The sequence below is a fragment of the Bradyrhizobium zhengyangense genome (genome assembly GCF_022012435.1).
Lineage (GTDB): Bacteria > Pseudomonadota > Alphaproteobacteria > Rhizobiales > Xanthobacteraceae > Bradyrhizobium > Bradyrhizobium zhengyangense.
In genome coordinates, this window is the sequence record NZ_JAKLUA010000005.1 from 344,897 (window position 1) to 356,919 (window position 12,023).

Annotated in this window: 14 protein-coding genes and 2 tRNA genes; 2 read left to right on the top strand and 14 right to left on the bottom strand. The window is 63.9% G+C overall.

Going from position 1 to position 12,023, the window contains the following annotated elements; genetic code table 11:
- Window positions 1–101: 101 nt before the first annotated feature.
- The 12 genes from L6637_RS18715 to L6637_RS18770 form a co-directional block, all read right to left on the bottom strand.
- A tRNA-Phe gene (locus L6637_RS18715) sits at window positions 102–177 on the bottom strand.
- Between the two features lie 174 nt (window positions 178–351).
- Window positions 352–534 carry a DNA gyrase inhibitor YacG gene (gene yacG, locus L6637_RS18720; protein WP_237859567.1) on the bottom strand — a complete coding sequence of 61 codons (183 nt, stop codon included), beginning with the start codon at window positions 532–534 and terminating at the stop codon, window positions 352–354.
- Window positions 535–659: 125 nt separating this feature from the next.
- A complete protein-coding gene (locus L6637_RS18725; RefSeq protein ID WP_188098821.1) occupies window positions 660–1,289 on the bottom strand; it encodes a Maf-like protein in 630 nt (209 codons plus the stop codon).
- Between the two features lie 149 nt (window positions 1,290–1,438).
- Window positions 1,439–1,906, bottom strand: a complete 468-nt coding sequence (locus L6637_RS18730) for an arsenate-mycothiol transferase ArsC (RefSeq protein ID WP_237859569.1) — start codon at window positions 1,904–1,906, stop codon at window positions 1,439–1,441.
- A 6-nt stretch (window positions 1,907–1,912) separates the two neighbouring features.
- Entirely contained in the window at window positions 1,913–2,410 is a 498-nt protein-coding gene (locus L6637_RS18735; RefSeq protein ID WP_057759780.1) for a UPF0262 family protein, read from the bottom strand.
- Window positions 2,407–3,702, bottom strand: a complete 1,296-nt coding sequence (hisD, locus tag L6637_RS18740) for a histidinol dehydrogenase (RefSeq protein ID WP_237859571.1) — start codon at window positions 3,700–3,702, stop codon at window positions 2,407–2,409. Before hisD ends, L6637_RS18735 begins: the two co-directional genes overlap by 4 nt.
- A 139-nt stretch (window positions 3,703–3,841) precedes the next feature.
- Window positions 3,842–4,291 carry a DUF2948 family protein gene (locus L6637_RS18745; RefSeq protein ID WP_237859573.1) on the bottom strand — a complete coding sequence of 150 codons (450 nt, stop codon included), beginning with the start codon at window positions 4,289–4,291 and terminating at the stop codon, window positions 3,842–3,844.
- A 160-nt stretch (window positions 4,292–4,451) separates the two neighbouring features.
- Window positions 4,452–5,276, bottom strand: coding sequence for an alpha/beta fold hydrolase (locus L6637_RS18750; protein WP_237859575.1), 825 nt, complete (start codon window positions 5,274–5,276; stop codon window positions 4,452–4,454).
- Window positions 5,277–5,303: 27 nt separating this feature from the next.
- Window positions 5,304–5,813 carry a hypothetical protein gene (locus tag L6637_RS18755; protein WP_237859577.1) on the bottom strand — a complete coding sequence of 170 codons (510 nt, stop codon included), beginning with the start codon at window positions 5,811–5,813 and terminating at the stop codon, window positions 5,304–5,306.
- 195 nt (window positions 5,814–6,008) lie between these two features.
- On the bottom strand, window positions 6,009–6,317 hold the full coding sequence (locus L6637_RS18760) for an EthD family reductase (protein WP_100175035.1): 309 nt from the start codon (window positions 6,315–6,317) through the stop codon (window positions 6,009–6,011).
- A gap of 122 nt (window positions 6,318–6,439) precedes the next feature.
- Window positions 6,440–8,104 (bottom strand): FAD-dependent oxidoreductase, encoded by a 1,665-nt coding sequence (locus tag L6637_RS18765; RefSeq protein ID WP_237861281.1) that lies wholly within the window; start codon window positions 8,102–8,104, stop codon window positions 6,440–6,442.
- Window positions 8,105–8,191: 87 nt separating this feature from the next.
- On the bottom strand, window positions 8,192–8,374 hold the full coding sequence (locus L6637_RS18770; RefSeq protein WP_237859578.1) for a hypothetical protein: 183 nt from the start codon (window positions 8,372–8,374) through the stop codon (window positions 8,192–8,194).
- 312 nt (window positions 8,375–8,686) lie between these two features.
- On the opposite strand from L6637_RS18770, the gene L6637_RS18775 reads away from it, so the two are divergent.
- Window positions 8,687–8,761, top strand: a tRNA-Thr gene (locus tag L6637_RS18775).
- Window positions 8,762–9,564: 803 nt separating this feature from the next.
- On the top strand, window positions 9,565–10,314 hold the full coding sequence (locus L6637_RS18780; RefSeq protein WP_237859581.1) for an alpha/beta hydrolase family protein: 750 nt from the start codon (window positions 9,565–9,567) through the stop codon (window positions 10,312–10,314).
- Window positions 10,315–10,564: 250 nt separating this feature from the next.
- Here L6637_RS18780 and L6637_RS18785 read toward each other — a convergent pair whose 3' ends face one another.
- Entirely contained in the window at window positions 10,565–11,041 is a 477-nt protein-coding gene (locus tag L6637_RS18785) for a Crp/Fnr family transcriptional regulator (protein WP_237859584.1), read from the bottom strand.
- Between the two features lie 367 nt (window positions 11,042–11,408).
- The gene (locus L6637_RS18790) at window positions 11,409–12,017 is read right to left on the bottom strand and encodes a ferric reductase-like transmembrane domain-containing protein (protein WP_237859586.1); all 609 of its coding nucleotides are present in this window, start codon (window positions 12,015–12,017) and stop codon (window positions 11,409–11,411) included.
- Window positions 12,018–12,023 lie beyond the last annotated feature (6 nt).

A 12,023-nucleotide genomic window follows, 5' to 3' on the forward strand; every position in this document is an offset into this window, starting at 1 on the left:
CAGGGCAGCGCGTCTTCGCCAAAAGGCTTCGCCGGGCAAGCTTCACGGCTTCGCTGTGAGGGAGATCAGAATGGCCGCGCCAAGCGTAGCTTCGAGAGCCATGGTGCCCAGGGGCGGAATCGAACCACCGACACTGCGATTTTCAGTCGCATGCTCTACCAACTGAGCTACCTGGGCGTGCTCCAAGAGAGGGGCCAAAGCCCATCGAGCGGGCGGTTTATAGTGGGCTCGGAGCGGCCTGTCCACCCACGCTTCGCCTTCGGCTTCGCGGGGTGCGCCCCAGCTGTGTACAAGCTTGGGCGGGCTTGCCGCAGCGTGCAGGCCGGCCTTATAAGCCATTGATATCTCTAATTATTCGATATCATCGACCTCATCATCCCGGCCGGGGATGACGTAAGAGCCTTTCAGCCAACGGTTCAGATCGACATCGCGGCAGCGCGAGGAGCAGAACGGACGGGTGGCCTGCGCCTGCGGCTTACCGCAGATCGGGCAGGTTTTGAGCGGCGCGGCGGGCTTTTTGATCTGGTCGTCCATGGTCGGGATAGCTGTACACGAGGTCGGGGCATTCAAGGGCCCGCGGGCAAACAGGTTTCTCAGGTCACGGCGCAGAAACCCCGCCAGGGGATTCTACTGTGCATGGGGTTGTTTTCGAGAATTTGTCAGACCGCGGTGGCGTTGAGCCAGCCGAAGCGGATCGGAAAGCCTTCGCCGCCGAGCAGCGTCGTGGTCTCGTAGAGCGGCAGGCCGACCACGTTGGTGTAGGAGCCGACCATCTTCACCACGAAGGAGCCGGCGATGCCCTGCACGGCATAGCCGCCGGCTTTGCCGCGCCATTCGCCGGAGCCGATATAGGCTTGGATGTCGTCCTCCGAGAGCCGCTTGAAGCGGACGCGGGTCTCGACCAGGCGCTGGCGGAAGGCCTCGCGCGGCGTCACCAGGCAGATCGCGGTGTAGACGCGGTGGTTGCGGCCCGACAGCAGCCGCAGGCACTGCGCGGCTTCGTCCACCAGATTGGCCTTGGGCAGGATGCGGCGGCCGACCGCCACCACCGTATCGGCGGACAGGATGAAGGCGCCGCGCAACTCGTCATCCAGCTGCACGGATTTGAGCGCCGCATCGGCCTTGGCCCGCGCAAGGCGGTTGGCGCAGGCGCGCGGCAGCTCGCCCCGCCGCGGCGTCTCGTCGACGTCGGCCGGCCGGAGCGCGTCCGGGTCGATGCCGGCCTGGTTGAGCAGCGACAGGCGCCGCGGCGAACCGGAGGCAAGAACGAATTTGGGGCGGCCGAGCATCAGGTGATTTGGGGGATCAGGCAGGGGGTGAATTGCGCGCGGAACCTATCGGAAGGGGGCTGATTTCACAACCCGGGAACCCTGACTTTGCTGATTCGAGGTTTCCGACATGCGTGTGCCCTCAATCTGTGACGCAGGTGTTACGGCAGCTACCCGCTCGCAGCGCCCACTTTCGCGAACCGTCGGCGGATCCGCATCAGCAGCTGGTCGCAGACCTCGCGGTAGGCGGCGAGCTTCTGGTCGCGGCTGCCTTCCATCGTGGTCGGATCGTGCGTCGGCCAGTATTCGACGTCGGCGGCGAGCGTCCGGGTCAGCTCCAGGGCCTTGTGATGCGCCTCCGGCGAGAGCGTGATGATGAGGTCGAAATTGAGCCCCTCCCAATCCTCCAGCTCCTCGAAGGTCTGCGGCTTGTGGGTCGAGATGTCCTGGCCGAGCTCGGCCATCACACTGACGGCGAACGGATCGAGCTCGCCCTTCCTGGCACCGGCGGACTTTACGTACAGGCCTTGCGGAAACATGTGCTGGAGCAGGCTCGCGGCCATCGGCGAGCGCACGCTGTTCATCGCGCAGGCAAACAGCACCGATTGCGGATCGCGTGCGCGTGCGGGCGCAGCCATCCGCGTTTAGCCCTTCCAGTGAAGAACAGTGATGAGCGTGAACAGCCGGCGCGACGTCTCGAAATCGACCCGCACCTTGCCCTTCAACCGCTCCTGCAGCGTACGCGATCCCTCGTCATGGATGCCGCGGCGGCCCATGTCGATGGCCTCGATCTTGTCGGGGGTCGCGGTCCGGATCGCCTGGTAGTAGCTGTCGCAGATCATGAAATAGTCCTTCACGATCCGCCGGAACGGCGTCAGTGACAGCAGGTGCGCCACGACGGGCGTGCCGTCCTCGCGGCGGATGTCGAACATCAGCCGGTTGCCGCTGATGCCGATGTGCAGCGTGAACGGGCCCTTTCCTTCGGCACCATCAGGCGCGAACAGGTTCTGCTCGATCAGATCGTAGATCGCGATCGCACGCTCATGCTCGATGTCCGGCCCGGAACGGCCGATCGAGTCCTCGTCGAGGGTGACCGCGACGATGCGATTGGTCGAGTCGTCCTGTTCGGGCGGCTTTGTCATGACAGATTGAGGCGCAATCCAATCGAGCGCGAATGGGCATCCAGCCCCTCCGCTTGTCCTAGCGTCATCGCGGCCGGTCCAAGCGCGCGCAGCTGGTCCGGGCCGCATTTCAGGATCGAGGTCCGCTTCATGAAATCGGCAACCCCGAGTCCTGAGGAGAATCGCGCCGAGCGCGCCGTCGGCAGCACGTGGTTGGAACCGCCGACATAATCGCCGATCGCCTCCGGCGTATGCGCCCCGAGGAACACAGCGCCGGCGTTACGGATCTTTGCGGCGAGCGCATCCGGATCCGCGGTCATGATCTCGAGATGCTCGGCGGCGATCGCGTCCGCGAGCGGAATGGCCTCAGTGAGGCTCTTCACCATGATGATGGCGCCAAAATCAGCCCAGGACTTGCCGGCAATCGCGGCGCGCGGCAGCGTCTTCAGCTGCGCTTCGACCGCTCTCTCGACATCGGCGGCAAGGCGCGTGGAGTCGGTGATCAGGATCGACTGCGCGCTGGCATCGTGTTCGGCCTGCGCCAGCAAGTCAGCGGCGATCCAGTCGGCATTGCCGGTGTCGTCGGCCATCACCAGCACCTCGGAGGGGCCGGCGATCATGTCGATGCCGACCTTGCCGAACACCAGGCGCTTGGCCGCGGCAACATAGGCATTGCCGGGGCCGACGATCTTGGCAACAGGCGCGATCGTCGCGGTGCCGTAGGCAAGCGCGGCGACAGCCTGCGCCCCGCCGACACGGTAGATTTCCGTGACACCACCAAGCGAGGCAGCCGCCAGCACCAGCGGATTGAGCTTGCCGTCGGGCGAGGGGACCACCATCACGAGGCGCGAGACGCCCGCAACCCTCGCCGGCATTGCATTCATCAGCACCGAGGACGGATAGGCCGCGGTGCCACCGGGGACGTAAAGGCCGGCGGATTCGATCGCGGTGTAGCGCCAGCCGAGCTCGACGCCGAGCGGGTCGGTGAAGCGCTCGTCCTTCGGCAGCTGGCGGCGGTGATAAGTCTCGATGCGGTCGCGCGCGAGCTTGAGCGCATCCAGCGTCGCGGCATCGCAGGCCTTGGTCGCGGCTTCGATCTCGGCGGCCGAGACGCGAAGACCGGATGCATCCAGTGCCAGCCGATCGAACTTGGCGGTGGCCTCGAGCAGGGCGGCGTCGCCGCGCCTGGCCACATCGTCGACAATGGCGCGCACAGCGGTCTCGACATCGGCCGAGACCTCGCGCTTGGCGGCGAGGAAGGCCGCGAATCGCTGGTCAAAATCGGCACTGCTGCGGTCGAGACGAACGGGCATTTTGGCTTGGCTTCTGCTGGTTTTAGGGGGCGCAGTTTGGCTTACCGGCCCCCTGCTCAATGGCGCGGCGGGGAAGCTGCGTCAACCCTTGGAAGGCTCGGCGGCAACCTGAGCTGCCTCGGCTGGTATACAGGCCGCCTCACCCCTCCCCCTCGAGCCCCAGTCCGGTGCCCAGTTCGTCCGCGCCCAGATCGGTCAGCTGGCATTCCAGGCATTCGACGTCTAGCCGTATGGCACCGCCCTGGGCGAACAGCAGAAGGGCGCTGCCGCCGGGCTCCTCGTCGCGGCCGTCTTGGGGATGAAACTCGATTCCGACGAGGTCCAGAACCGCTTCGGGCGTGGCCAGATCGATATTGCGCGATTTGCAGGCGAGCACGCGATCGAAGCGGAGCGCCGACACCAGCCGGCGCGGCTCGGTCTCGCCCGCCAGCGTCTGCTCCCAATCCAACCGGCTCATGCCAACCACGAGGCGCTTCTCCGCCTGGCGCCAGATGATATCGGCGGGCTGGACGCGCGCGTCCTGCACATGGGTCGAGATGACGGCGAGATCATCGGCGTCGAGCGCGATCAGTTTGAGCTGGGGAGACATCACCGACACTTCTCCTCGAGGGGACCGAACGGGATTCAACGCACGCCGGCGCTGAAGTATCCAAAGCTCGCAGCCGATACGGGGGCTGCGAACTCGTCGAAGGATACACCGTCAGCGGCGCTGAGACATCCCACCCTCGCCCCTAAGCAGAGCGATCCGCTCAGCTCTTGAAGAACGCCAGCAGGTCCGCGTTGATGGTTTCGGCTTCCGTGGTCGGCATGCCGTGCGGAAAACCCTTGTAGGTCTTCAGCGTGCCGTTCTTGAGCAGCTTGGCCGACAGCGGCGCGGAATCGGCGTAGGGCACGATCTGGTCGTCGTCGCCATGCATCACCAGCACGGGCACGTTGATCTTCTTCAGATCCTCGGTGAAATCGGTCTGCGAGAACGCAACGATGCCGTCGTAATGCGCCTTCGCGCCGCCCATCATGCCCTGGCGCCACCAGTTCTGGATCACCGCTTCCGACGGTTTTGCGCCGGGGCGGTTGTAGCCGTAGAAGGGCCCTGTGGGGAGGTCGCGGTAGAATTGCGTGCGGCTGGCGGCGAGTGCGGCCTGGAGACTATCGAACACGCTCTTAGGCAGACCGCCCGGATTGGCGTCCGTCTTCACCATCAACGGCGGCACCGCGGAGAGAATCGCGGCCTTCGCCACGCGAGATTCGCCATGGCGCGCGATGTAGTGCACGACCTCGCCGCCGCCAGTGGAATGGCCGACATGGATGGCATTCTTGAGGTCGAGATGCGCGGTCAGCACCGCGAGATCGTCGGCGTAATGATCCATGTCGTGGCCATCGGCGACCTGCGCCGAGCGGCCATGGCCGCGGCGGTCATGGGCGATGACGCGATAGCCGCGGGTGACGAAGAACATCATCTGCGCATCCCAGTCGTCCGACGACAGCGGCCAGCCATGGCTGAACACGATCGGTTGGCCCGAGCCCCAATCCTTGTAGAAAATCTCGACGCCGTCTTTGGTGGTGATGGTGGGCATTGGAGGACTCCTTGTAATCAGAAACGATCAGGCGAACGCCATCGGCTTGAAGCGGCGCCAGGCGCCGATGGTCAGCACCACGAAGAACACCAGCACGAGGCCCTGCACCACGGCGAACACGGGCCCGGACGGCGGCGCCGGCGGCACAGCGGGCGCGAGCGCGGCCAGCGCCGGGATCTTCAGGAACGACTGGATGATCAGAACGAAGACGTTGAAGTAGAGCGAGATCATCGCGGTCACGATATAGACCGGCCGCCACACGCTTTTGAGCTTCATGCCATAGAGCGCGATGCAGGCGATCGCGAGCAGCACCAGCGAGATGCCTGCGATGATGTAAGAGGGCAGCAGTTCCTTGAACGGAAACAAAAAGCCCGTGGCGTTGGTCAGGATGGTGAAGAGCAGGAAGATCGCAGTGAGGCCCGGCATCGGCTTCGAGCCGAGCAGCCCGAACATCACGATCAGGCCCGCGGCGATGGCGATCAGGCTGATGATGACATGGACCAGTGTGAAGGCTTGCAGGCTCATCCCGAGAACCATGACATCTCTCCTCGTCTCTGCATTGAGATCAGAGGATTGATATTACGCTCCTCATCGGATTGCCACCTGCGCCGACGTCACATATGCGCGCGCAGCCATGCGTCATCGTGCGAATCGACAAACGCATGGCTGAATTTTTGCAGCGCTGTCACGAACGACAGCAGCTTTCGACGAAAGTTGAGTCGATCGTCGCGATCAGACTTCCTTGGTGTCGAAGATCAAGAGGTCGGCGCCGCCGCTGGCGAATTTCGGCACGTCGCCGGCCGCCGCCTTGCCGGCTTCGCTTCCAAACGCTTTCTGGATGTCGCCCACGCTGTCGAAAGTGAGGATGGCAACGAGGTGAATGCCCGAAGGACCTGCGGGCGAGCCGACTGCGCCGGTGCTGACGGCGTATTTCTTCAGGCCGGGAAGTTTCTTGGCGAGCGGAATGTGGGTCTCGGCATAATGCTTGTCGAAAGCTGCAGCGTCCTTGGGCGTCTTGTAGAGCACGACGAGTTCGGCCATTGAGTCCTCCCGTTGAATATTTGTTCTTCCACGCGCGATTGGTCGCGACGCGGCGAGTGTCTGTGGGACACGGCAAGATGGCAAGCCACAATCGACTTGCCGTCTGCTTGTCTTCTGCTTGACTAAAGCGCCGGTTTTGCGGCGTCGCCGAGATAGCCGTGCAGGGAGGCCACGACCTGCGCGCCTTCGCCGATGGCGCCGCCGACGCGCTTGACCGAGCCGGAGCGGACGTCGCCGACGGCGTAGACGCCGGGCACGGAGGTCTCGAGCGGCGCCACGGGCCTGCCCTGGTTCAGCTCGGATTGCGCGCCTGTGACGACGAAGCCGCCGCGATCGAGCGTCACGCCGCAGCCGTCGAGCCAGCCGGTGGCGGGATCGGCACCGACGAACAAGAACATATTCTTGATGTCGGCGGAATCCTCGTCATCGGACAGCCGGCTCTTCCAGCGGATCCGCCGCAGCAGCGAGGCCTCATCGCCTTCGAGCGCCGTGATCTCGGTGTTGAACAGCAGCTCGATATTCGGCGTCGCCTCGATCCGCTCGATGAGATAGCGCGACATGCTGGCCCCTAAGCCTCCGCCGCGGATGATCATCAAGACGCGTCTGGCATGTCCCGACAGGAACACCGCCGCCTGTCCCGCCGAATTGCCGGCGCCGACCAGCGCCACCTCCTCGCCGGCACACAGTTTTGCTTCGACCGGAGAGGCCCAGTACCAGACGCCGCGGCCCTCGAACTTGTCGAGGTTGGCGATCTCAGGCCGGCGATAGCGCGCGCCGCTTGCGACCACCACCGAACGCGAGCGCAGGGGATCGCTGCCGTCGAGAGCGACGGAGAATGCCCCGTCCTTGCGCGCGCAATCGAGCGACTTCACCGTGACAGGGATCATGATGTCGGCGCCGAACTTCTGCGCCTGGTTGAAGGCGCGCGCCGTGAGCGCCAGGCCGGAAATGCCGGTCGGAAAACCCAGATAGTTTTCGATGCGCGCGCTGGCGCCGGCCTGGCCGCCGAAGGCGCGGGTGTCTAGCACGGCCACCGACAGGCCTTCGGAGGCCGCGTACACGGCGGTCGCGAGCCCCGCCGGGCCGCAGCCGACGATCGCGACGTCGTAGATGCGATCATTGCGCGGGCCGCCGATCATGCCGATCGCGCGCGCAAGCTCGGTCTCACCGGGGTTGCGCAGCACCGCGCCGTCTGGCGTGACGACCAGCGGCCAATCCTCAGGCTTGGGCGAATAGCGCGCGATTACCTCGGCGGCATCGCGGTCCCTGTCGGGATCGAGCAGATGATGCGGCTGGCCGTTACGGGTGAGAAAACCCTGCAAGCGCACCACGCCGACTGAATGCGAGGGACCGATCAGCACGATGCCGCCGACGCCGGCCTGGAGCAGATTGACCCGGCGCAGGATCAGCGCGCGCATGATGCGCTCGCCGAGCTCGGCCTCGGCGACCAGCAGCGCGCGCAGGCGCTCCGGCGGCAACAGCAGCGTTTCAACGTCGCCTTCGGCGCGGCCATCGACCAGCGCCGGGCGTCCGGACAGCTGGCCGAGCTCGGCGAGGAATTGGCCGGGACCTTGGTCGATCAAGGGGCTGATATTGCCGAGGCCATCGCGCTGGGTGATGGCGACATGGCCCTTGAGCACGACGAACATGCCCGGACCCGGCTTGCCGGTCTCGAACAGCAGCTCGCCGTCTTTATAGGTGCGAAGCTCGCCAAAATGCCTGAGACGTTCGATCTCGGCGGACGTCAACGTCGGAAACGTCTGCTCGGGCCGGGTGAAGCGCGCCATCTGCGCATTGCGATCGGTTGATTGTGATTCGTCTTGCCCCGTGGCCACTGCATGCACTCCAAAATATCCAGCCGCTCGTGTCCCAACTCAGGTCTCGCCGGCGGTCCCCTCATCTAGGGACCCATCGCCATCTTGCGAGGGGTCGACGCTTGCGGCGCGTTCGCGCGCCTGCGCTTTGCGGCGCTTCAGATTCTCCCGCAGCGCCGATTTCAGCCGGTCGTCGCGCGATGTGCGGTCTTGTCCTGCGTTCCTGTCGATCTCGTCAGCCATCACGGGTCCATCCAGCCTGTGGCGATAACATGCCCGGAGAATGCGGCAGCTCAAGAGGCCCTGATGTCCCGATCGTGCGAAATCCAAAATGGGCCGAATCCACCGCGCCGGCCAACTGGCCAGTTGGCGGGGATCGGAACCGAAATCGGCCGAAAGTCGGTCGTTTCGAGCGGAAACAGCCGTAATACCCCCGGTATCGCCCCGATTTTCTCGTTCGGACGGGTCATGCAAGCTTGCACAGCGGGGAGGCCTGTGGCAGATATCGGCCCGCTTGGTAGGCCCCTCGGGCGGCCGATTCTGATCCCAGCACATGCTGCCGTAGCTCAGTGGTAGAGCACTCCATTGGTAATGGAGAGGTCGACAGTTCAATCCTGTCTGGCAGCACCATTCTTCATCTTCGAAAATGAGCGTGAACAGGCATTCTGGCGGCAGGAAACGCCCGAGTTTTGCTCGTTTCCGTTGCCCTCCTCCCTTGAAGAAGGTGCAGGGAAGACCGGGTGCCGACGGGCACCCGCGGTCCGCTGCGCGAAAGTGTAGCGCAAGGAGACCGCAGGTGGCGCCGAACACTCGGCCTTCCCTGCGCGATGGTTGGACGGCTTATGCCGTGCTCTCCCCGGCGACGAATTCTTGTTGTCACCGTCGCCTCGCGGAATTCACCGACACCGCGCCGGTTGACGCCAGTGCCGCCTCCGCAAAGGCTTGACCATAGCGACGACGGCCAGGACCACACGGTTTTGCAGTACGCAGCGCTCCCGCTTCGCCAAGGGGCTTCGCTGGACGCAGCCGGCTTCGGCCCAAAGCGTCATCGGATACAGGCGCCGTTCGTACGACACCGCTTGTGCCGGGCTCACGGGTTTCGGCTCAATCCTCCGCCCGCCCTGCCCTCACATCCGCGCCGGCCCGCCGCGTCCACCGCTTCCCCAACCCACGTTCGTGACGACGTAAGATCGCCCCTCTCCATCGGGTCGGGATGGTCGAGAGAATGCCGCAAAACCGAATTTCGGTAAAGTGGAATATTTTTGCGGACAGGGATTTGGCGGGAGGCGAGGTGTTTTGCCCGACGGTTTAGACTGGCGAGCACGTACAAGCGCTGCTTTGCTTACTAAGCGAAGTGTGGTCGACGACAATCGAACCTTGGCTCTGCTCATCGCGTGTTCACTTCCGAAGAGTGCTCCCTCACAGGATTCGCCATGCCGCTCAAGATCCTTCGCCGCTCGTTGCCGAACTGGGGTTGGGGGTATGGTCCTCCCGGTGAAGGTCCATTTCCGGCGATCGTGCTCTTGCACGGTTCGGAAGGCAGTCGGTCGGGGATGATCTACAGGACCGCCGCTGTTCTGGCCGCGCATGGTTTTCTCGCGATGGCGTTTCCCTATTCAAACGGCAAGAACAGCGGCGACATCATAGAGGTGTCCCTCGACAGCACGGCGGAGGCCCTTTCCAGCCTGCGTGCGTGGTCGATCGTCGGAACGAAGGTCGGACTCTCCGGAATTTCGCGCGGTGCTGAACATGCTCTCTTGCTGGCGTCGCTGATGTCGAGAGATGGCGTCGCCGGACTTCCTGACGCGATTGCTGTGCACACTCCACCTGATGTCATTTGTGGAGCATTTAACTCGAGGATGTGGAGAGACGCCGGGGATCAAGGTTGGCGCCCTTGGGACCCGGCGGATCGTGCCTGGAGCTGGCGCGGATCGTCGAATGAGCTCCTTCCAACGACGCCGATCGAAATCGAACGTTTCAATGGTCCGATCTTCCTGAGTCACGGCACCAAGGACGCCACGTGGTCCGTCGAGATGACGTACCGGCTACGGGACCGGCTGAAACGTCATGGCCGCGCTCCGGAAGTCCACCTCTATGAAGGGGAAGGGCACAGCGTGAACAGCGATATCGAGAACCAGCACAACGAACAGCTGATCGACTTCTTTGGCCGTCATTTGAGCTAGCGACCTTGCCACGCACGCTCTCTTCGACCGCCCAAGTAAGGTTAATTCTTTCTTTCGATTGTCGGTAAAATTTTATCTATTATCGTTCCTCGCATTCAAGACGAACGAGGGGCTTCGATAGTGTTTGCGTTTTGCCTGATCGTGACTGGGACTGCATTGCTTCTCTCCGGCCTGGTTGCCTTTGGCCTTCATAGAAACTCGCTGCACTCGTTGGCGCTGCTATAGCCGCAGCCGCGAACCGGCGCCCCCGTCAGATGTCGTCGCCCGCCTGATGTCCCGTAATGCGATTATCGGCGCGCCTTAGCCGCCGGCACAGCTCGCGATTGATGTTCTGCAGGACGATCACATAGGCGTGGATGTCGGCCTTGTAGCAGGCGTAGAGCTTTTGCGCGGTCAGCTCGTAGAGGACGGTCTCGCTCTCCGCAACCACGGTGGCGGAGCGGTTTTGCATTTCGATCAGCGTCATCTCGCCGAAGAAATCACCACGCTCCAGAGCGGAGATCGGGACGGCGGTCCCTGAATCCCTGCGCTTGCTGACCGCGAGCCGGCCGGATTTGACGATGAACATCGAGCGTCCCGGCTCGCCCTCCGCCACCACGGTTGCGCCGGCATCGAAGCGGCACTCGACCAGCATCGAAATCAGCAAGTCGAGACTCGCGTCCGAGAGGCCGCCGAAGAACGGCGTCGCGAGCAGGAATGCTTGCAGATCGGGGGAGCTGACGGTCATCGCGATTCACCCAGCCCACTGCCCGGAAGGACTTCGGGCGGAGACGAACGGCGCAAGCGAAAGAGTAGCCATGTTAAGAATGACATGACAATCCACCAAAAGCCAAGAAGGCAGAGCCCAAACCACAGGTGATGTGAGCCCTGGCTGACCGACCCCGGAAAGCATCTTACACCTTGCGGTGGGCAAAGTACGTCCGACAGACGAACCAGCCACATGGCCGGAGTCCAGACGATCGAGAAAACAGGCGGCATCACCTCGCGACTGAATACACTTGCAGCAATCACGCAGAAGGCGCTGAGCAGCCCGACCAGCAAATGCAGAAGCAGACGCATGGGGTTCCGCCTTGGTTCAACCTACGCCTTCTGCCCTATGCGCTCTCGCCGCGCAGCGCCCGCTTTCGCCAGAGGTCGACCATGACCTTGACTGTTGCGGCGACGACAAGCGCACATAGCGCCGCCTTCGAGATGGTCTCCATCGTTCCCTCGATCAGCAGGCAATGGACCACGCCGCACATGACGATGACGATCGCGAGCGGGATATGGACGATGCGCCAGGTGCGCAGCCGCAGGCCCAGCCGTCGGCGCAAGCCTGCCAGAAGCGCCACCGCGAAGATCGCCCACATGGCGATCACGCCAAAGGGGGAGAACGGTGTCGGCGACGAGAAGGTCAATGCGTCGATCATGTCGGGCGGGCTGGTGAACCAGAGGCCAGCGACGTGGATCACCACGGCCAGGGCGAGCCCGCCGCCGATCCAATAATGAGCGCACCTTGCGCGATAAGCCGACGGGCCCGGCAGATACCCGCCGATCAGCAGGGGCTGAACCAGCACCAGACCGAGGGCGATGATGCCGGCGAAGCCGGCGAGGATGTAGACCGGGCCGCGCCATGCAAGCTGCTCGCTCGTCGCGGCGAGCGCGATCGGCACGCCAAGGGCCAAGCCAAGGGCCGCCCAGATCAGGGATCTCGACCCCTTCATTTGCGA

What these genes read in the sequence shown, in the direction of transcription:
- L6637_RS18785 (WP_237859584.1), bottom strand. Translation starts at nt 11,041, where the DNA reads ATGACCGTCAGCTCCCCCGATCTGCAAGCATTCCTGCTCGCGACGCCG.
- L6637_RS18745 (WP_237859573.1), bottom strand. Translation starts at nt 4,291, where the DNA reads ATGTCTCCCCAGCTCAAACTGATCGCGCTCGACGCCGATGATCTCGCC.
- L6637_RS18725 (WP_188098821.1), bottom strand. Translation starts at nt 1,289, where the DNA reads ATGCTCGGCCGCCCCAAATTCGTTCTTGCCTCCGGTTCGCCGCGGCGC.
- L6637_RS18735 (WP_057759780.1), bottom strand. Translation starts at nt 2,410, where the DNA reads ATGACAAAGCCGCCCGAACAGGACGACTCGACCAATCGCATCGTCGCG.
- yacG (WP_237859567.1), bottom strand. Translation starts at nt 534, where the DNA reads ATGGACGACCAGATCAAAAAGCCCGCCGCGCCGCTCAAAACCTGCCCG.
- L6637_RS18760 (WP_100175035.1), bottom strand. Translation starts at nt 6,317, where the DNA reads ATGGCCGAACTCGTCGTGCTCTACAAGACGCCCAAGGACGCTGCAGCT.
- L6637_RS18730 (WP_237859569.1), bottom strand. Translation starts at nt 1,906, where the DNA reads ATGGCTGCGCCCGCACGCGCACGCGATCCGCAATCGGTGCTGTTTGCC.
- L6637_RS18765 (WP_237861281.1), bottom strand. Translation starts at nt 8,104, where the DNA reads ATGGCGCGCTTCACCCGGCCCGAGCAGACGTTTCCGACGTTGACGTCC.
- L6637_RS18750 (WP_237859575.1), bottom strand. Translation starts at nt 5,276, where the DNA reads ATGCCCACCATCACCACCAAAGACGGCGTCGAGATTTTCTACAAGGAT.
- L6637_RS18755 (WP_237859577.1), bottom strand. Translation starts at nt 5,813, where the DNA reads ATGGTTCTCGGGATGAGCCTGCAAGCCTTCACACTGGTCCATGTCATC.
- L6637_RS18770 (WP_237859578.1), bottom strand. Translation starts at nt 8,374, where the DNA reads ATGGCTGACGAGATCGACAGGAACGCAGGACAAGACCGCACATCGCGC.
- hisD (WP_237859571.1), bottom strand. Translation starts at nt 3,702, where the DNA reads ATGCCCGTTCGTCTCGACCGCAGCAGTGCCGATTTTGACCAGCGATTC.
- L6637_RS18790 (WP_237859586.1), bottom strand. Translation starts at nt 12,017, where the DNA reads ATGAAGGGGTCGAGATCCCTGATCTGGGCGGCCCTTGGCTTGGCCCTT.
- L6637_RS18780 (WP_237859581.1), top strand. Translation starts at nt 9,565, where the DNA reads ATGCCGCTCAAGATCCTTCGCCGCTCGTTGCCGAACTGGGGTTGGGGG.